This window comes from Streptomyces marokkonensis (assembly GCF_039539045.1).
Classification (GTDB): domain Bacteria; phylum Actinomycetota; class Actinomycetes; order Streptomycetales; family Streptomycetaceae; genus Streptomyces; species Streptomyces marokkonensis.
Map to the genome: position 1 here is coordinate 24,204 of NZ_BAABCQ010000054.1, position 17,707 is coordinate 41,910.

17 protein-coding genes are annotated in these 17,707 nt (G+C 72.7%); 7 read left to right on the plus strand and 10 right to left on the minus strand.

Annotated features, from left to right (window positions below; translation table 11 throughout):
- The first annotated feature begins 83 nt into the window (after positions 1–83).
- The gene (locus ABEA26_RS15815) at positions 84–2,156 is read left to right on the plus strand and encodes an MDR family MFS transporter (RefSeq protein ID WP_345592921.1); all 2,073 of its coding nucleotides are present in this window, start codon (positions 84–86) and stop codon (positions 2,154–2,156) included.
- Here ABEA26_RS15815 and ABEA26_RS15820 read toward each other — a convergent pair.
- The 4 genes from ABEA26_RS15820 to ABEA26_RS15835 form a co-directional block, all read right to left on the minus strand.
- Entirely contained in the window at positions 2,143–2,991 is an 849-nt protein-coding gene (locus tag ABEA26_RS15820; protein ID WP_345592922.1) for a cobalt-precorrin-6A reductase, read from the minus strand. The genes ABEA26_RS15815 and ABEA26_RS15820 overlap by 14 nt on opposite strands.
- A 20-nt stretch (positions 2,992–3,011) precedes the next feature.
- A complete protein-coding gene (locus ABEA26_RS15825) occupies positions 3,012–3,869 on the minus strand; it encodes a sulfite exporter TauE/SafE family protein (protein ID WP_345592923.1) in 858 nt (285 codons plus the stop codon).
- 73 nt (positions 3,870–3,942) lie between these two features.
- Complete coding sequence (locus ABEA26_RS15830; RefSeq protein WP_345592924.1) at positions 3,943–5,454, minus strand: long-chain-fatty-acid--CoA ligase; 1,512 nt, start codon at positions 5,452–5,454, stop codon at positions 3,943–3,945.
- A 61-nt stretch (positions 5,455–5,515) separates the two neighbouring features.
- Entirely contained in the window at positions 5,516–6,703 is a 1,188-nt protein-coding gene (locus ABEA26_RS15835) for a thiolase family protein (RefSeq protein WP_345592925.1), read from the minus strand.
- 143 nt (positions 6,704–6,846) lie between these two features.
- Between ABEA26_RS15835 and ABEA26_RS15840 the strand changes: the two genes are divergently transcribed.
- The 6 genes from ABEA26_RS15840 to ABEA26_RS15865 all read left to right on the plus strand — a co-directional run bounded on the left by ABEA26_RS15840 (position 6,847) and on the right by ABEA26_RS15865 (position 10,869).
- Complete coding sequence (locus ABEA26_RS15840; protein ID WP_345592927.1) at positions 6,847–7,656, plus strand: alpha/beta hydrolase; 810 nt, start codon at positions 6,847–6,849, stop codon at positions 7,654–7,656.
- Positions 7,657–7,751: 95 nt separating this feature from the next.
- Positions 7,752–8,048: a WhiB family transcriptional regulator gene (locus ABEA26_RS15845; protein ID WP_345592929.1), complete on the plus strand. Its 297-nt coding sequence runs from the start codon at positions 7,752–7,754 to the stop codon at positions 8,046–8,048.
- A gap of 10 nt (positions 8,049–8,058) precedes the next feature.
- Positions 8,059–8,391, plus strand: a complete 333-nt coding sequence (locus ABEA26_RS15850; protein WP_345592931.1) for a DUF3140 domain-containing protein — start codon at positions 8,059–8,061, stop codon at positions 8,389–8,391.
- A 9-nt stretch (positions 8,392–8,400) separates the two neighbouring features.
- Positions 8,401–9,051 (plus strand): HhH-GDP family DNA glycosylase, encoded by a 651-nt coding sequence (locus ABEA26_RS15855; protein WP_345592932.1) that lies wholly within the window; start codon positions 8,401–8,403, stop codon positions 9,049–9,051.
- Between the two features lie 109 nt (positions 9,052–9,160).
- A complete protein-coding gene (locus ABEA26_RS15860) occupies positions 9,161–10,036 on the plus strand; it encodes a hypothetical protein (RefSeq protein WP_345592933.1) in 876 nt (291 codons plus the stop codon).
- Positions 10,037–10,341: 305 nt separating this feature from the next.
- Positions 10,342–10,869, plus strand: a complete 528-nt coding sequence (locus ABEA26_RS15865; RefSeq protein WP_345592945.1) for an NUDIX hydrolase family protein — start codon at positions 10,342–10,344, stop codon at positions 10,867–10,869.
- Between the two features lie 13 nt (positions 10,870–10,882).
- On the opposite strand, the gene mnhG is transcribed toward ABEA26_RS15865, so the two are convergent.
- Genes mnhG through ABEA26_RS15895 form a run of 6 tightly spaced genes read right to left on the minus strand, consistent with a single transcriptional unit; the run spans position 10,883 to position 17,468 of the window.
- Positions 10,883–11,248, minus strand: coding sequence for a monovalent cation/H(+) antiporter subunit G (mnhG, locus tag ABEA26_RS15870; RefSeq protein ID WP_345592934.1), 366 nt, complete (start codon positions 11,246–11,248; stop codon positions 10,883–10,885).
- Positions 11,245–11,532, minus strand: a complete 288-nt coding sequence (locus ABEA26_RS15875; protein WP_425587846.1) for an MrpF/PhaF family protein — start codon at positions 11,530–11,532, stop codon at positions 11,245–11,247. Before ABEA26_RS15875 ends, mnhG begins: the two co-directional genes overlap by 4 nt.
- 26 nt (positions 11,533–11,558) lie before the next feature.
- On the minus strand, positions 11,559–12,158 hold the full coding sequence (locus tag ABEA26_RS15880) for a Na+/H+ antiporter subunit E (protein WP_345592938.1): 600 nt from the start codon (positions 12,156–12,158) through the stop codon (positions 11,559–11,561).
- Positions 12,155–13,798 (minus strand): Na+/H+ antiporter subunit D, encoded by a 1,644-nt coding sequence (locus ABEA26_RS15885; protein ID WP_345592940.1) that lies wholly within the window; start codon positions 13,796–13,798, stop codon positions 12,155–12,157. Before ABEA26_RS15885 ends, ABEA26_RS15880 begins: the two co-directional genes overlap by 4 nt.
- Positions 13,795–14,556, minus strand: a complete 762-nt coding sequence (locus tag ABEA26_RS15890) for a Na(+)/H(+) antiporter subunit C (RefSeq protein WP_345592942.1) — start codon at positions 14,554–14,556, stop codon at positions 13,795–13,797. The genes ABEA26_RS15885 and ABEA26_RS15890 overlap by 4 nt, the downstream gene beginning before the upstream one ends.
- A complete protein-coding gene (locus tag ABEA26_RS15895; RefSeq protein WP_345592944.1) occupies positions 14,553–17,468 on the minus strand; it encodes a Na+/H+ antiporter subunit A in 2,916 nt (971 codons plus the stop codon). The genes ABEA26_RS15890 and ABEA26_RS15895 overlap by 4 nt, the downstream gene beginning before the upstream one ends.
- Positions 17,469–17,707: the final 239 nt, after the last annotated feature.

A 17,707-nucleotide genomic window follows, 5' to 3' on the forward strand; every position in this document is an offset into this window, starting at 1 on the left:
GCCGCACCCGCACGGGCCGACGGCGGCACCCGGGCGGACCGCCCCCGCATGCGTGGCCGGTGCACCGGTGTGATCGTGACCGTGTGACAGTCGCCGAGGAAACGCCACGGAACGCCGCCGACCAGCCTCCCGTGCTGGACAGGCGCCGCCGCAACGTCGTCTTCGTCACGATCATGCTCGGCATGCTGCTGGCAGCACTGGACCAGACGATCGTCGGCACCGCGCTGCCCACGATCGTGTCGGACCTGGGTGGCGGCGAGCACATGTCGTGGGTGGTGACCTCGTACCTGCTCGCGGAGACCGTGGCGACGGTGCTGGTCGGCAAGTTCGGCGACATGTTCGGCCGCAAGGTGGTCTTCCAGGTCTCGGCGATCATCTTCATCACGGGCTCGTTCCTGTGCGGGCTGGCCACGACCATGCCGCTGCTGATCATCTGGCGGGCGATGCAGGGCATCGGCGCGGGTGGTCTGATGGTCACGTCGATGGCGCTGATCGCGGACGTCATCCCGCTGCGGGAGCGCGGCAAGTACCAGGGGGCCATCGGCGCGGTGTTCGGGGTGGCGACGGTCGTCGGGCCGCTGCTGGGCGGGCTGTTCACCGACCACCTGTCCTGGCGCTGGGCCTTCTACGTCAACGTGCCCATCGCGATCGTCGTCGTCATCGCCGCCGCCCGCACCATCCCGGTGGTGAAGTCGGCCGCCCGGCCCGTCATCGACTACCTGGGCATCGCACTGATCGCGGTCGGCGCGAGCGCGCTGATCCTGGCGACGAGCTGGGGCGGCAACCAGTACGCGTGGGGATCGGCCGTGATCATCGGCCTGTTCGCGGGCGGGCTGATCGCGCTCGGGCTGTTCTGCTGGGCGGAGTTGCGGGCGGCCGAACCGATGCTGCCGATGCGGTTGTTCTCCAACCCGGTGTTCACGGTCTGCTCGATCCTCAGCTTCATCGTCGGTTTCGCGATGCTCGGCGCGCTGACGTATCTGCCGACCTATCTGCAGTACGTCGACGGCGACTCGGCCACCGTCTCGGGCGTCCGGACGCTGCCGATGGTGGCCGGGCTGCTGATCGCCTCGGTCTTCAGCGGGAGCGTGGTCAGCAGGACGGGGCGGTACCGGCTGTTCCCGATCGTGGGCACCCTGGTGATGGGCGTCGGCCTGTACCTGATGTCGCTCATGGACGCGTCCACGGGCGCCTATCTGGAGTCGCTGTACATGTTCGTGCTGGGCTCGGGCATCGGCCTGTCCATGCAGGTGCTGATCATCGCCGTGCAGAACACCGTCGACTACGCCGACCTCGGCACCGCGACCTCCGGCGTCACCTTCTTCCGCACCCTGGGCAGCTCCTTCGGCACCGCCGTCTTCGGCACCATCTACGCCAACGCGCTCGGCCCCAACCTGCGGGACGGCGTCGCGGCCGCCGCGGGGACCGGCGCCGCCGATCCGGCCGTGATCGGCAGGGCGGCGACCAGTCCGGAGGGCGTGCACCGGCTGCCACCGGACGCGTCGACGCCGATCGTCGGCGCGTACGCGGACACCATCCACACCGTGTTCCTGTGGACGGTGCCGGTCGCGGCGCTCGGTTTCCTCGTCGCCCTGTTCCTCAAGCAGGTCCAGCTGCGCGACAGCGCCCGCGCGGGCTCCACCGACATGGGCGAGGGCTTCGCCTCACCGCAGGACGCCGACAGCAGGCGGGCGCTGGAGGCCACCGTGGGGAAGATCATCGGCAGTACGGAGCTGGACACCGCGCGCCGGATCATCGTGGACAGCGACACCCGGCTCGATGTCGCCGGAGCCTGGGCCGTCATGCAGGTCGAGCTGTTCACACGGCTGGTCGGACACGCCGGGCTCGGCCTGATCGCCGCCCGCCGCCGGGTGCCGCCGGAGGTGCTGCTGCCGGTCTTCGACCGCATGGTCGAGGAGGGCTTCCTGACCCGGCACGGCTCCGTGCTCTCCCACACGGAGGCGGGCGCTCGCGAGGCGCGGGTCATCGGCCGGGCGTGGGCGGCGTGGCTGGAGGACCGGGTGGAGCAGGACATCGGCCGCCCCTCGGACACGGACCTGCGCGCCGCGGTCGACTCGATCGCCAAACGTCTGCTGGTCGAGGACCTGAGCAGCGGCCTGCCGGACCGCGTGCGGCAGCCGGTCACGGCCCGCTGAGGCCGAGCCGCTCCACTCGGCCCAGCCGCTCCAGCACGGCCGGCACGTCGGACACCACGTCCGCGCCCCGCGGCAGCGGGGGCCTGCGGACGACCACGACCGGCAGGGCCAGTTCCCGGGCCGCCGTCAGTTTGGCCGCGGTGGCCGCTCCCCCGCTGTCCTTGGTCACCAGTACGTCGACGCCGTGGTCGCGCAGGAGGGCCGTCTCGTCGGCCACCGTGAACGGGCCGCGAGCCAGCAGGACGCGGGTGTCCGGCGGGAGCGGCGGCTCGGGGGGCTCAACCGAGCGGGCGACGAAGTGGAGGCCGGAAAGGTGCGCGAAGGCCGCCAGACCGAGGCGGCCGGTGGTCAGGAACACGCGGCGGCCGAGCCCCGGGAGCAGGCCGGCCGCCTCGGCGAGGGAGGCGGCCGGATGCCAGCGGTCGCCGGGACCGGCCCGCCAGCCGGGGCGGCACAGGATCACCGCAGGGGTACCTGTGGCGGCCGCGGCGGCGACCGCGTTCGCCGTGATCGTCTCGGCGAAGGGGTGGGTCGCGTCGACGAGGGCGTCCACGTGCTGCTCGCGCAGCCAGGCGGCCAGCCCTTTCGGTCCGCCGAAGCCACCGGTCCGCACCTCCCCGGCGAGGGAGCCCGGCCGGGTCACGCGTCCCGCGAGAGACGTGGTGACGCGGACGCCGGGACGCGCCGCCAGGTCGGCGGCCAGCCGGCGGCCCTCGGTGGTGCCGCCGAGGATCAGCACGTGCGGGGGCGGAGGGTGCGGGGACGGACGGCACGCGGACGGACGGGACGCGGACGGACGGGACGAGGTCGGGCGGGACGAGGTCGGGCGGGACATGCCGTCGAGGCTACGCACCGTCAGGGCAGGAGGAGCTGGAGGCCCCCGATCACCGTCGCCGCGATCACCAACCGTTCGAACAGACGCTGGTTGATCCGGTCAACAGCCCATTTGCCGATGAACGCACCGGGCACCACGAAGACCACGAGTGCGGCGTCAAGGAGCAGCGAGCGGCCGTCGATCAGGCCGAGGCCGGCGCTGAAGGGCAGCTTGGAGACGTTGACGATCAGGAAGAAGAAGGCCGACGTACCCAGGAAACCGAGCTTCTTGAAGCCCGCGGAGAGCAGGTACATCGACATCACCGGGCCGCCCGCGTTGGCGACCATCGTGGTGAAGCCGCCGAGGACCCCGTATGAGCGGGCCTTCACACGGCCGGCCCGCGCCGTGGCCTCCTCCGGCTTTCCGCCCGGCTGCCCGTCCGGCATTCGGCCCCGCTGTCCTTCCGGCTGCTCGGCCCGCCGCCCGGCTCCTCGCCCGACCCGCCGCTCGACCGCGTCGGCCTGCCGTCGGCGCCACACCGTCACCCCGGCCATGAGCAGCAGGATCGCGCCGATCGAGGTCCGTACGATCGCGTCGTTCGCCCACACCAGGAACACGGTGCCCGCGACCACGCCGACCCCCACCGCCGGGAACAGCCGCCACAGCGTGGGCCAGTGCGCGTGGCGCCGGTAGGTGAGGACGGCCAGGATGTCACCGGCGATCAGGACCGGCAGCAGGATGCCGGTGGAAGCGCGGGCGGGCAGGACCGCCGCGAAGATCGCGAGGCTGACCGTGTTGGCCCCGCTCACGGCGGTCTTGGAGAAGCCGACGAGGAAGGCCGCGAAGGCGAGCGCGGCGAATTCCCAGCCGGTGAGGTGCCAGAGTGTCATGGTGTCCATTGCGGGCACCGATGCTATGCGCACCCGACCGGCGCCGTAAGCGCCGTCTCGACAAGTGGCCCCTTGGCCCGCCTCAGCCCGCCGCGTACCGTACCCGCAGCTCCCGCTTCAGCACCTTCATGCTCGGGCCCAGCGGCAGCGCGTCCGCGAACTCCACACGGCGCGGGTACTTGTACTTACCGAGGTGCTGCTTGGACCACTCGGTGACCTCGGCGGCGTCCGGCGTCGCGCCCGGAGCGGGGACGACCACGGCGCACACCTCCTCACCGTGCAGTTCGTCCGGGATGCCGATGACGGCGACCTGCGCGACGCCGGGGTGACGCATCAGCACCTCCTCGACCTCCCGCGGATAGACGTTGTAGCCGCCCCGGATGACGATGTCCTTCTTCCGGTCGACGATGCTGAGGAACCCCTCGTCGTCCTTGGTGCCGAGGTCCCCGGTGCGGAACCAGCCGTCGACGAGTGCCTCGGCGGTGGCCTCGGGGCGGCCGAGGTAGCCGGAGAAGACGTTGTGGCCGCGCACGACGACCTCGCCCAGCTCACCCGTTGGCAGCAGCTCGATGCCGTCCTCGGCCTCCGCGCGGGCGATCTCCACGTCCACGCCCCACAGGGGGTGGCCGATCGTGCCGGGCTTCGCGCCGAACACCGGCTGGTTCACGGCCGCCGCCGGGGAGGTCTCGGAGAGCCCGTATCCCTCGTAGATCCGGGCCCCGAAGGCTGCTTCGAAGCGCTCCAGCACGGCGACGGGCAGCGAGGCGCCACCGGAGACGCACACCCGCAGGCCGGGCAGGGCGCCGGCGTCGGCCGCCGCCGCGGCGAGGGCGACGAACATGGTGGGCACTCCGTGGAAGGTGTTGACCCTCTCCTTCACCATCAGCTCGATCGCGCGCGCCGCGTCGAAGCGCGGCAGCAGGACGAGGGTCGCGCCGGCGCGCCAGGTGGAGTTCAGGGAGACGGTCTGGCCGAAGGCGTGGAACAGCGGCAGGGCGCCGAGCGCGACGTCCTCGGGCCGGATGTCGTTGGCGTCGAAGGCGTTGACGGTCGCGTTCATCACGAGGTTGAAGTGGCTGAGCACCGCGCCCTTGGGGACGCCGGTGGTGCCGCTGGTGTAGAAGACGACGGCCGGGTCGTCGGCGTCGCGGGTGACGTACGAGGGCAGCGGCTCGGCGTCGGCGGCGAGCTTGTCGAGCTCGTCGCCGAGGGTGATCACCCGTACGCCCGCCTCCCGCGCGGCGGCCGTCCCGGTCTCCGCCTGGGCCGGGTGGCACAGCAGCAGGGTGGCGCCGCTGTCGCGCAGGACGTGCTCGGCCTCCGCCGGTGACAGCAGCAGGTGGACCGGTACGACGACGCCACCGGTCGCGGCGATCGCGTAGTAGGCCATGGGGAAGTCGGCGGTGTTCGGCGCCATGAGGGCGACCCGGTCCCCCGGCCGGACGCCCAGGCCGGTGAGGGCGCCGGCCTGGGCCCTGGCCCGCTGCCACACCTCGGCGAAGGTCAGCCGCAGGTCGCCCTCGACCAGTGCCTCCTTGTCGGGACGGCGCCGGGCGTTCTCGGCGAGGATGGCGGCGACGGAGAGGGTTGCCATGGGGTGTTGCTCCGTTCCTTGCTGCGGCTCTGCAGAGGGGTGGGGGTCGTGCGGTCAGGGATCAGTGCCGTTCGACGAGCACCGCGCTGCCCTGCCCCACGCCGACGCACATCGTGGCGAGCCCGCGGGCCGCGCCCGTGCGGCGCATGCGGTGGAGCAGGGTGCTGAGGATGCGGGCGCCGGAGCAGCCGAGCGGGTGGCCCAGCGCGATGGCGCCGCCGCTGGGGTTGACGAGGTCGGGGTCGATGCCCAGCCGGTCCACGCAGGCGAGGGCCTGGGCGGCGAACGCCTCGTTGAACTCGGCCTCCGCGAGGTCGTCGACGCTCCATCCGGCGCGGGCGAGGACCTTGCGGGTGGCGGGGACCGGGCCGATGCCCATGACGTCCGGGTGGACGCCCGCCGAGCCGCCGGCGACGTAGCGGCCGAGGGACTCCAGGCCCAGGTCGTTCAGGGCCTCCTCGCTGACCAGGAGGAGGCCGGCGGCGCCGTCGTTCATCGGGGAGGCGTTGCCCGCGGTGACCGTGCCACCGGCGCGGAAGACCGGCTTCAGGCGGGCGAGCTTCTCGAGGGAGGTGTCCTCGCGGACGCACTCGTCGGTGTCGACGACCACTCCGTCGGGGCGCGCGACGGGGAGCAGTTCGTCGTCGAAGTGGCCGTTCTTCCGCGCCTCGGCGGCCAGGCGGTGGCTGCGCAGGGCGAACTCGTCCTGCCGTTCGCGCGGGACGCCGTACCGCGCGGCGACCTCCTCCGCCGTCTCGCCCATGGCCAGCAGGCCGTGCAGGTCCTTCATCGCCGGGTTGACCAGGCGCCAGCCGAGCCGGGTGTCGGCGGTCTCGACACGGTGCGGCAGCGCCTCGTCGGGACGGGGCAGTACGAAGGGGGCGCGGCTCATCGACTCCGAGCCGCCCGCGAGCACGATCTCGGCCTCGCCGGCGGCGATGGTGCGGGCGGCGGTGGTGACGGCCTCCAGGCCGGAGGCGCACAGTCGGTTCACCGTGGCGCCGGGCACGGACTCGGGCAGGCCGGCGAGCAGGGCGGCCATGCGAGCGACGTTGCGATTGTCCTCGCCGGCCTGGTTCGCGGCGCCCCAGTAGACGTCGTCGACGCGGGCGGGGTCGAGCTCGGGCACGTCGGCGACCAGGCCCCGGATCACGGCGGCGGCGAGGTCGTCGGGCCGCACGGTGGACAGGGCGCCGCGCAGCTTGCCGATCGGGGTGCGGCGGGCGGCCGCGAAGTGGACGGGACGCACGAGGGGGCTCCTGACCGTCACTCGGTCGCCGGGCGGCCGGCGAGTGAACACTTAATTAGCACTGCTAGTTTTGGACTATAGACCTCCGGGCGGCTCCCTGGGAAGATCCCCCGGTGACCTTCACCGACGCAGTTGGAGGAGACATGACCGAGGCCCGCGAACACGTCCTGACCGGAACGCGGGGACGGCTCACCGCCCGCGAGTGGCCCGCCGGGCGCCCCACGTACGTCGCACTGCTGGCACACGGCTACGGCGAGCACATCGGCCGCTACGAAGAGGTGACCGGCATCCTGACCGGGCACGGCGCGGCCGTGTACGGCGCCGACCACGCCGGGCACGGGCGGTCGGACGGCGAACGGGTCCTGATCGAGGACTTCGAGGACGTGGTCACCGACGTGCACACCGTGGCCGAGCATGCCCGGACCGCCCACCCGGACCTGCCGGTCGTCATGATCGGGCACTCCATGGGCGGCCTGATCGCCTCCCGCTACGCCCAGCGCCACCCCGGCGAACTGACCGCACTCGTGCTGTCCGGGCCGGTCATCGGCGACTGGGAGCTGCCGCGCACGCTGCTCGCCCTCGAGGAGATCCCCGACACCCCGATCAGCCCCTCCTCGCTCTCCCGGGACCCGGCGGTCGGCGCGGCGTACGCGGCCGACCCGCTGGTGTGGCACGGCCCGATGAAGCGGCCGACGGCCGAGGCGTTCGTACGGACCCTGGACACCGTGGCCAAGAAGGGCGACGTCGGCCGACTCCCGCTGCTGTGGGCGCACGGCGACGACGACCGGCTGGTACCGCCGGCCGGCAGCCGCCCCGGCGTCGAGCGGCTCAACGGCGGCGGCCTGACCGAGCGGATCTATCCGGGCGCCCGGCACGAGATCTTCAACGAGACGAACCGGGCGGAGGTGCTCGCCGACGTCACTCGCTTCCTGGACAGGGCGCTCGCGCGCTGAGCGGGCCGGGGCTCCTGACCCCGGGGTGCGCCAGGGTTCGCCGAGGCGCCCCGGGCGAGCGTTTGCCCGGACGCCCCCTGGGCACCCGCGCCCCCATGGAGTGGTTGCGCCGCGCCGCCTGCGTGGATGAGGACCCCGAACTGTTCTTCCCGGTGGGCACGGGCGGACCGGGCCTGCGGGACACGGAGGCCGCCGGACGGGTCTGCGCCCGGCGCCCGGTGCGCGCCCAGTGCCTGGCGTTCGCCCTCGACCTGGGGCAGACGTCGGGCGTGTGGGCAGGCACCTGCGAGGAGGAGCGCGTCGCTCCGCCCCGTACGACCGCGCTGTACGCACATCGCGCGACGAAAAGCAGTAGGACGAGAAGCAGTACGCACATACGCACGACGAAATGAGGGACACCTCATGGCCGACGCCCTCGAACTCGACGCGCTGTGGGAGGACTTCCACCGTGTCGTCAACATGACCTCCGCGGAACTCGCGGACTGGCTCCGGGTGCGCGACTCCGGCGAGCTCACCGAGCCACTGCCCGACGACGCCGGCTCACCGCTCGGCCAGCATGTCCTGGCGATCCTGCAGAAGCGGCGCACGGACCTGACGGAGGACGACCTCCGGGCGATGCGCAAGGTCGTGGACACCGTGACGTCACAGACCGACCTGGAGAACGAGCCGCAGTCCGACGACGCCCGGCTCCGGCACCGGCTGATGACGGTCGGTCACGACCCGCTGAAACCGTAGCCGTGAGCCATGAGCCGTGACCAGCGGCGCGTCGTACGAGAACTCGTCGGCGCGCACGGGCAGACGTACGCCGAGGAGGCGGGCATCCGGCTGCAGGACACCCCGCAGCCGCTGTACCGGCTGCTCGTCCTCGCCCATCTGCTCAGTGCCCGCGTCCGCGGCTCGGTCGCCGTGGCCACCGCTCGTGCCCTGCACGAGGCGGGGCTGCGTGACCCTCGCCGCATGGCCGACGCCGACTGGCAGGAACGGGTGGACACGCTGGGCCGGGGCGGCTATCGGCGCTACGACGAGCGCACCGCCACCCAGCTCGGTGACGCCGCCGAACTGCTGACCGGGCGATGGGGCGGAGACCTGCGCCGGCTGCGGAAGGAGGCGGACGGCGAGGTGCCCGAGGCACGGCGGCTGCTCCAGGAGTTCCCCGGGGTTGGTCCGACCGGCGCGGACATCTTTCTGCGCGAAGTCCAGCGCGTCTGGCCCGAGGTGGCTCCCTACCTGGACCGCAAGGCCCTCCAGGGCGCGGAAGGACTCGGTCTTCCGGGCGACCCGGACCGGCTCGTCGGCCTCGCCGGGACGACGGAACCGGCCGTTCTGGCGGCGGCGCTGGTGCGCGCGTCGGTGGACAAGGAGGTCGCGCGCGACACCCTCGACCACGCCGGGTGAGCCTTCCCGGCTGCGGCGGCCAGTCACCCGAACAGCCCCGAGCGCTGGTGCGTCCGCGGGGGCGGTGATGCGCTGTGGACACCGTGTCACGTCCCAGGAGGCATCCGCGATGAGCCGTCGTCCGTCCCACCCCGTCCGTCTCTTGGCCTCCGCCCTGGCGGCGGGCGCCCTGCTGACCACAGCGGCCTGCTCGGACGACGCCGGCGGGTCGGGGGCGGCGTCGGACACCGCCGCGCAGGCCCGGGCCGCCGAGCAGGACGCGGCGAGGAAGGCACCCACGGACTCCCCCACGGGGTCTGCCACCGGCTCGCCCACGGGCTCCCCCGGCGCCTCCGTCCTCACCGAGTCCGGCGCGAAGGCCGCCCTGCTCACCGAGGCCGACCTGGAGGACGACTGGAACCGGGTCCAGGACGCGGACAAGTGGCGCGACCGGCTGCTCGTCGGCGAGGTCGACGTCTCCGACTTCCTCACCGCGAAGACCGACGCCGCCGACTGCCAGAAACTGCTGGACTCGCTCTACCGCGACGACCTGCTGGGCGAGACGTCGGGCCCGTCGGCGCTCACCGGTTTCGAGCAGGGGGACTCCCGCCTGCTGGAGCAGGTCGCCGGCTACGACCGCGCCGGGCTGGACGACCGCCTGAAGTGGCTGGACTCCCTGCCGCAGAAGTGCGACGAGTTCACCGCGACCGACGACAACGGCGAGAAGCGCACGGTCCAGGTGACCGAGTCCTCGGTACCCGACCTGGGCGACGCCCGCGAGGGCCTGCACGTGACCGTGCGGGGCACCGCCGCCGACACCCCGGCCACGCTCACCCTGGACGTCGCCGCCGTACGCGTCGGCACCTCCGCCCTCACCATCACCGGCGGCGGCCTGGACGGCGACGAGATCTCGTCCGTGGAACAGGGGGCACGCCAGGGAACCGAGCGTCTGAAGACCGTCCTGAACGGCGGGACCCCTTCTCCGCAACCCACCAACCTGGACTGACCTCCCGCCGGGCGGGCCCTGGCACCACGCCCCGTGTCTCACCGGCGGGCCCCGGCACCACGCCCCGTGGCGCGTCACCCGGCGCGGCGCGGGGCGTCAGCGTGTGCGCTCCTCGGGCGAAACCCGGACACCGTGATCACCGGACGGCACAATGGTGCGCGACGGACATCGTTCGGTCCGCCGGCTGTTGTCCGGCTGCCCGGCGGACCGGTGCGCGAAGGCTGAGCGGCGTGGGACCGGTCACACTCCGGGAGCGCCGCCCGGGGAGCAGGAAAGGCTGAAAGTATGATCAAGCGATGTCTGACATGACCGAAACCACGCCCGGCTGGCTGTCGACCGACGACCTCGAGATGGCACGCGCCCGCATGCCGATCCTGTACGTCGAGGCCGTGCCCGTGCGCGTCGACGACAGTGGCGAAGTCACCAGTGTCGGCCTGCTCCTGCGCATCGGGCCCGACGGGACGGTCAGCCGGACGCTGGTCTCCGGCCGGGTGCTGCACCACGAGCGGGTCCGGGACGCCCTGCTGCGTCACCTGGAGAAGGACCTCGGCCCGGTGGCGCTGCCCCGGGTGCCGGCCTCGCTCCAGCCGTTCACGGTGGCCGAGTACTTCCCGACGCACGGCGTCACGCCGTACCACGATCCCCGTCAGCACGCGGTCTCCCTCGCCTATGTCGTCCCGGTGGCCGGCGACTGCCGGCCTCGGCAGGACGCGCTCGACCTGGTCTGGTTCAGCCCGCAGGACGCTCTGTCCGAGGCGGTCCGCAGCGAGATGCCGGGCGGTCACGGGGTGTTGCTGAAGCAGGCGCTGGCGCATGTGGGCTGCGTAGCCTGAACGCTCCCCCGAGCTACTCCCCTTGCCGCTCCCCGTCGCTCAACTGCGGGTCCAGGTCGTCCCGGAGCAGACCCCGGGACCCCGTCTGGCCGGTGCGGTAGGCGGAGCGGGCCACCAGGTGGGAGGCGACCGGGCTGGTGAGGAACTGGAAGAAGACGATGAGCGCCAGGGTGCCCAGGTCGATGCCGTGACGCAGCCGCAACGCCACCCCGGCGAGGACAAGGAGGATCCCGAGGGTCTGCGGTTTCGTTGCGGCGTGACTCCGGGAGAGGACGTCGGGCAGGCGCAGCATCCCGATCACACCGAGCAAACACTGCAGGCAGCCGAGGAACAGCAGCACCACCCCGGCCAGGTCGGCGGCCTCGGCCCAGGCTCTCACCGGTGGTCCTCCTTGCCGTCCGCCCGCACCGAGGGCCGGTCGCGTACGGCGATGAACCGGGCGATGCCCACCGAGCCCGTGAAGCCGAGGAAGGCGAGCACCAGCATCACGGGGAAGTAGAAGGAGTCGCCGTCGTGGGCGGCCTTGACGGCGATGCCGGCGATGATGAGCGCCGCCGCCACGTCCAGGGCGACCGCGCGGTCCAGCATCGAGGGGCCGTACCAGATGCGGTACAGCAGCAGGGCGCCCGCGACGAGGATCATCACGAGCGAGGCGACCAGCATGGCCTCTTCGACGGCGTGCAGGACGGTCACGGCGAGGGGTCCCCTTTCGGTACGGGCCGGGCGGCGTGGGCGATGTCCTCGGCGGTGCCGAAGGCTCGGGCGACGAGTCCCTCCATGCGCCACACCGACCGCTGCGCGCTCTCGATCTCACCGGGGTTGCCGGCGTCGAGGACGTGCAGGAACACGGTGGCCGTCGACCGGCGTACCTCGATCACCGAGCCGCCGGGGACGTTGGAGACGGCGACGGCGGTGGCCGTGAGCATGAGGTCACTGCGCACCCGCAGCGGTACGGCGACGACCGCGGCGTGATAGGGGCCCTTGGCGAAGATCTGCCGGGTGACCTCGACGCTGGAGGAGAACATGTCGTACAGCAGGTAGGCCGCGAGCCGCAGGATGCCCAGTGGGCGCAGCCGCAGGCCGAGGTCGACTGCGGGCAGCGGAAAGGCGAGACACAGGCACACCGCGACGATGACGCCGTTGACGAGGTTGGCCCAGGACGGGGTGCCCCACAGCAGGATCCAGATGACCGTGAGCCATGCGACGAGCGGCAGGTCGAGAACGCGTCTGCCGCCACCGACACGGAAGGACCAGCTGTAGGGGGAACGGTCGCGGAAGAGGTTGCTCATCGGCCGAGCACCGCCTCGATGTAGGGGGTACGGGCGAGGAGTTCGACGGCGGCGGCCTCGGTGAAGGTGGTGAGGGGGCCGCCGAGCACGGTGTACAGCAGGCCGAGAGCCACGGCGGCGCCGGTCGCCACCAGCATCGGCCAGGGCAGCCGCCTGGTGGTGGTGATGGCCTGCCCCAGGAAACCGGCGGAGACCACGGCCCCCGCGGGCACCGGCAGGCCGCCCCCGGAGCCGGTCGCCTTCTCGCCCTCGTCGTCCTCGTCGTCGCCAGGTTCGTCCCCGGCGGACTCCAGCACCCTGCCCTCCCCCTCGGTCCCAGGTGGCGCGTCGCGCCAGAACGCGAGGTTCCAGACCTTCGCCATGACGTAGAGGGTGAGGAGGCTGGTGACGGCTGACCCCGCGACCAGCGCCCAGGCCCAGCCGCCGCCGTTGTCGACGCCCGCCCGCATCAGTCCGAGCTTGCCGATGAACCCGGAGAGCGGCGGGATGCCGGCGAGGTTCATGGCGGGCACGAAGAACAGCACGGCCAGCAGCGGCGCGGACCTCGCCAGGCCGCCGAGGCGGGTGAGTTCCGTGGTGCCGTCGCGCCGCTCGATGAGCCCGGCGACGAGGAAGAGGGTGGTCTGCACGGTGATGTGGTGGGCCACGTAGACGATCGCCCCGCTGATCGAGCCGCGTCCGGCGAGCGCGATACCGAAGACCATGTAGCCGATGTGGCTGATGAGGGTGAAGGAGAGCACCCGTTTCAGGTCGGTCTGGGCGACCGCGCCGAGGATGCCGATGACCATGGAGGCGAGCGCGGCGAGCATCAGCAGGTCGCCGAGACGGTGGCCGGGGAAGAGCAGGGTCTGGGTGCGCAGCATCGAGTAGATGCCGACCTTGGTCAGCAGGCCGGCGAAGACCGCGGTGACCGGCGCGGGCGCGGTCGGATAGGAGTCGGGCAGCCAGGCCGCGAGCGGGAACACCGCCGCCTTGATCGCGAAGACCGTCAGCAGCATGGCCTCCAGCAGGGTGCGCACCCCGAGCGGGATCTCCTGCAGTCGCACCGCGAGCTGGGCGAAGTTGACGGTCCCCGCGACCGAGTAGGTCATGGCGATGGCGACGAGGAAGAGCACCGAGGAGAACAACGAGATGATCACGTACGTCGACCCGGCCCGGATGCGGGTCGCGGTGCCGCCGATGGTGAGCAGGACGAAGCTGGCGACAAGCATGATCTCGAAGCCGACGTAGAGGTTGACGAGGTCTCCGGCCAGGAAGGTGCAGGAGACGCCCGCCACGAGGATGAGGTAGGCGGGGTGGAAGACGCCGACCGGCGCCTGGTCGTCGCGGTCCGCCATGCCCTGGCCCAGCGAGTACAGGTGGACGAGCAGAGTGACGGCGCTGGACACGGTGAGCATCAGGCCCGCCAGCCGGTCGGCGACGAGGGTGATGCCGACCGGCGGCGCGAAGTCGCCGAGGTGCACGCTGAGCGGGCCGTGGCGGTCGGCGGCCACCATGAGGAGTACGGAGAGCACCAGGACCGCGCCGAGGACGGCGAGGCTGATGAAGCGCTGGAACCGCTGGAGCCGGGGGCCGATGGCCAGTTTCAGGCCCGTGACGCACAGGGGCAGCAGGACGGGGAGGGGGACGAGCGCGTTCACCTGGTTCCTTCGGTGCCGGCGCCCTCGGGGTCGTCGGGCTGGTCGGGCGGCGGGTGGCCGGAGTCCTCGCCGGGGTGGGAGTCGGGTTCGCGGCCGGTCTCCTCGGGGTCGTTGGAGGGCCCGGCAACCCGGGCCGGTGCCGGCCCGGGCCGGCCGGCCGCGTCGGTGGAGCCCAGCTCCCGTCCCTCCCGGTAGTCCTCGGGGTCGGCGCCGAGGATGTCGTTCCAGATGTTCCCGGAGACGTCGTTGGCGCGGGCCTGGTAGGCGCGTTCCTCGCGGACCCGCCGGCGCAGCCGTCTGCGTGCGGCGCGGTAGCGGGCGCGCTGCTCGGGGCTGGTGCCCTGCTCGGCGCGCAGCTCCCGGTAGCGGTCCCGTAGTTCGCCGCGCCGGTCGAGGAACTCGGCGCGCAGGGCGACCAGCCGGTCCTCGGTGTCGTCGCTGATCTCGTCGGAGCCGGTGACCTGGTGGCTGCGGTAGGCCATGGCGAGCAGGAACGCGGTGGTGGCGAGGGTGATGACGATCGCGGTGAGGGCGATGGCCTGGGGCAGCGGGTCGGTGACCCGGTTGCGGATGACGTGCGGGTAGAGCAGCGGCGCGGCGCCCGCGCTGCCCGTCGAGGTGAGGACCAGCAGGTTGACGCCGTTGCCGAGGACGACCGCGCCGAGCAGGATCCGGGTCAGGGACCGGGTCAGCAGCAGGGTGGCTCCGACGGCGGCGAGGACGGCGGCGGCGACCAGGAGGGCGAGGCTCACGGTCATGCTGGGCCCGCCTCCGAGCGTGCGGCGCCCTGGGCGGCGGCCCGTTCGATCTGCCGGTCGATGCGGGCGCCGAGGGCCCGCACGATGTCCAGGACCACGCCGAGCACGAGGAGGTAGACGCCGCAGTCGAAGAGGACGGCGGTGGACAGGTGGGCGTCGCCCCAGACGGGCAGGTGGCCGTGCCAGGTCCAGCCGTGCAGCACGGTGCCCTCGGCGAGGCCGCCCAGCGCGACCCCGGTGGACAGGAACAGGCCGAGGCCGGTGAACAGGCCCGGCTTGGCGGGCACGGCGTCGGCGAGTTCGTGCCGCCCGCCCGCGAGATAGCGGGCGATGAAGGCGACGCCGGCGGTCAGGCCCGCGACGAAGCCGCCGCCCGGCAGGTTCTCCGCGCACATCAGCAAATAGACGGAGAGGACGAGGATGGGGTGGAAGATGAGGCGCGCGACCACTTCCAGGACGAGGGAGCGGCGCTCGGGGGCGAGGGTGGAACTGGCCGCGAGCCAGTTCCGTTCCGGCGCCCCCTCGTCGCCGCTGGGCAGGCCCGCCGATTCGTACGGGCTCGCCCGCCAGGCGGTGCGCAGGCCGGCGTGCGGGTGGTCCCCGGGCAGCGGCAGTACGGGCTGCTCGGCGGCGTCGGTGCGGCGGTGCAGGTAGATGAGGCTGGTGACGCCGATCGCGGCGGCGGCGAGCACCGCGGACTCCCCCATCGTGTCCCAGGCCCGCAGGTCGACGAGGATCGTCGCGACGACGTCCTTCAGGCCGTGGTGCGCGGTCTCCTCCACCATCGCGGCCCCGGCGCTGTCGGCCCGGCGGTGTCCCGCCATGATCCAGACGACGACGGCGACGGCGGCGCCGCCCGCGAGCGCCACCGGCATCCGCAGGACGCGTCGCCACCAGCTGTAGTTCTCCTCGAAGTACACCGGCATCCGGCGCAGCACCAGCACGAAGACGATCATCGAGACGGTCTCCACGCAGAACTGGGTCAGGGCGAGGTCTGGGGCGCCCTGCGCGACGAAGAGCAGCGCGGTGCCGTACCCGGTGAGGCCGGCGAGTACGACGGCCTTCATTCGGCGACGCACACCCAGGCACAGCAGCGCGGCGGCACAGGTCAGCAGCGCGACGCCGGCCTGGGCCGGATGGTCCCACAGCCGCGGCGCGGGGACCGAGGTCCAGGGTTCGTCCGCGACGAGGACGGCGATCTGCCCGGCGAGGACCACGCTCATGGTCGTCACCAGGTACACCGACAGCGAGCCGCGCTGCACGAATCCGGTGCACTGCAGGGCGGTGCGTTCCAGGGCGAGCAGGAACCGTCCGAAGTTCCGGTCCGCGGAGCGCCAGGCGAGGGTGTGTCCGGCCCGCGCCACGGGGCTCGCGGCGAGGAACAGCAGGACCCCGCCCGCCCAGGCCGCGCCGGACAGAACGAGCGCGAGGCCCGCCCCGTGCCACAGCGCCAGGTGGTACGGGTGGGCGGGTACGGGGAACTGCCCGGCGTAGGTGCCGAGGAGACCCTGGAGCCAGGACACGCCGGGCCCGAGTACCAGGCAGGCCAGGGCCAGCACGGCGGGCGGCGCGAGGAAGGCCGGCGGGACGGCGTGCGCGTCGGTGTCGGGGACGCCGGGCTTGCGGGCGAAGGCGCCCCACAGGTAGCGCAGCGTGTAGGCGGTGGTCAGGGCCGAGCCGACGACGGTCGCGGCGAGCGCCCAGCGGTCGGCGGAGGCCCCCTCCAGGAGGGACTGGAAGGCGGCCTCCTTGGCGGTGAAGCCGAGCAGCGGCGGTACGGCGGCCATGGACAGTCCGGCGACGACGGCGACGGCGCACACGGCGGGCAGCCGGCGCCCGAGCCCGGAGAGTCTGCGCAGGTCACGGGTGCCGGTGGCGTGGTCGATGATCCCGGTGACCAGGAAGAGCGGGGCCTTGAAGAGGGCGTGGCCCAGGATCATGGCGGTGGCGGCGAGGCCGGTGTCGTGGCGGCCCGCGCCGGTGAGGACGGTGAGGAAGCCGAGCTGGCTGATGGTGCCGTGGGCGAGGACCAGTTTGAGGTCGTGCAGGCGCAGCGCCCGCCAGCCGCCCAGCAGCATCGTCGCGGAGCCGAGGACGAGCAGGAGCGGCCGCCAGGGTGTGACCTCCGCGAAGGCGGGGGCGAGCCGGGCGATGAGGTAGACGCCGGCCTTGACCATCGCGGCGGCGTGCAGGTAGGCGCTGACCGGGGTGGGGGCGGCCATGGCGTTGGGCAGCCACAGGCTGAACGGCCAGATCGCGGACTTGGAGAGGGCTCCGACGAGGATCAGGACGATCGCCGTGGACAGCGCCGCCGACGCGGGCGGGGGGTCGGCGAGGATGGCCGAGATCCGGTAGGTGCCCGACTGGTGACCCAGGACGAGGAAACCGACGAGCATGGTCAGTCCGCCGAGCGTGGTGACCGTCAGGGCTTGCAGGGCGCTGCGCCGGTTGCGTTTGTGGTCGCTGGTCTGGCCGATCAGCAGGTAGGAGAAGACGGTCGTCAGTTCCCAGAAGATGTAGAGCAGGATCAGGTCGTCGGCGAGGACCAGACCGAGCATCGCCCCGGCGAAGGCGAGGAGGTTCCCGGCGAACCTGCCCAGCTGGCGCGACCGGTCGTCGAAGTAGGAGGCGCAGTAGACCAGGACGACGGTGCCCACTCCCCCGGCGAGCAGCACCATGAGTTCGGCGAGGGCGTCCAGCCGCAGCGCCCAGTCCACGTGGTAGGCGGGCAGCCAGGCCCATTCGGCGGTGTCGGCGCCGCCCGCGGCCGTCGTGCTCCACCGGGTGGCCGCCCAGACGGTCGCCACCGCGGGCGGCAGGGCCAGCACGAGGAAGGCGCGAGTGCCCCACCGCCTCACCAGCGGCGCGGCGAACAGCGCGAGCGCGAAGTGGCAGAGGACGAGTGCGGTCATGCGGGTCCGTGCGCGGGTGGCACGGGGAGGGCGGGAGGACAAGGCACCCGACAGTGATATATCGGGCATCACGCCTGAGCGTCCAGGCACGCCGCAGCGTCCTCGACGCCACCGGACCGGACCCCGGTCCACCCGGTTTCCGTGACCAACTGATCGAGGGGCGGTCCCGGATTTCTCCGGAACCGCCCCTCGATCCGCGACTGTCTCCAGTCGGGACGACAGGATTTGAACCTGCGACC

Bases quoted from the DNA above. Each gene is read 5' to 3' on its own strand.
- ABEA26_RS15895 (WP_345592944.1), bottom strand. From the start codon at position 17,468: ATGACCGCACTCGTCCTCTGCCACTTCGCGCTCGCGCTGTTCGCCGCG.
- ABEA26_RS15890 (WP_345592942.1), bottom strand. From the start codon at position 14,556: ATGACCGTGAGCCTCGCCCTCCTGGTCGCCGCCGCCGTCCTCGCCGCC.
- ABEA26_RS15845 (WP_345592929.1), top strand. From the start codon at position 7,752: ATGGAGTGGTTGCGCCGCGCCGCCTGCGTGGATGAGGACCCCGAACTG.
- ABEA26_RS15850 (WP_345592931.1), top strand. From the start codon at position 8,059: ATGGCCGACGCCCTCGAACTCGACGCGCTGTGGGAGGACTTCCACCGT.
- ABEA26_RS15830 (WP_345592924.1), bottom strand. From the start codon at position 5,454: ATGGCAACCCTCTCCGTCGCCGCCATCCTCGCCGAGAACGCCCGGCGC.
- ABEA26_RS15820 (WP_345592922.1), bottom strand. From the start codon at position 2,991: ATGTCCCGCCCGACCTCGTCCCGCCCGACCTCGTCCCGTCCGTCCGCG.
- ABEA26_RS15840 (WP_345592927.1), top strand. From the start codon at position 6,847: ATGACCGAGGCCCGCGAACACGTCCTGACCGGAACGCGGGGACGGCTC.
- ABEA26_RS15865 (WP_345592945.1), top strand. From the start codon at position 10,342: ATGACCGAAACCACGCCCGGCTGGCTGTCGACCGACGACCTCGAGATG.
- ABEA26_RS15875 (WP_425587846.1), bottom strand. From the start codon at position 11,532: ATGCTGGTCGCCTCGCTCGTGATGATCCTCGTCGCGGGCGCCCTGCTG.
- ABEA26_RS15825 (WP_345592923.1), bottom strand. From the start codon at position 3,869: ATGGACACCATGACACTCTGGCACCTCACCGGCTGGGAATTCGCCGCG.
- ABEA26_RS15855 (WP_345592932.1), top strand. From the start codon at position 8,401: ATGAGCCGTGACCAGCGGCGCGTCGTACGAGAACTCGTCGGCGCGCAC.
- ABEA26_RS15880 (WP_345592938.1), bottom strand. From the start codon at position 12,158: ATGAGCAACCTCTTCCGCGACCGTTCCCCCTACAGCTGGTCCTTCCGT.
- ABEA26_RS15860 (WP_345592933.1), top strand. From the start codon at position 9,161: ATGAGCCGTCGTCCGTCCCACCCCGTCCGTCTCTTGGCCTCCGCCCTG.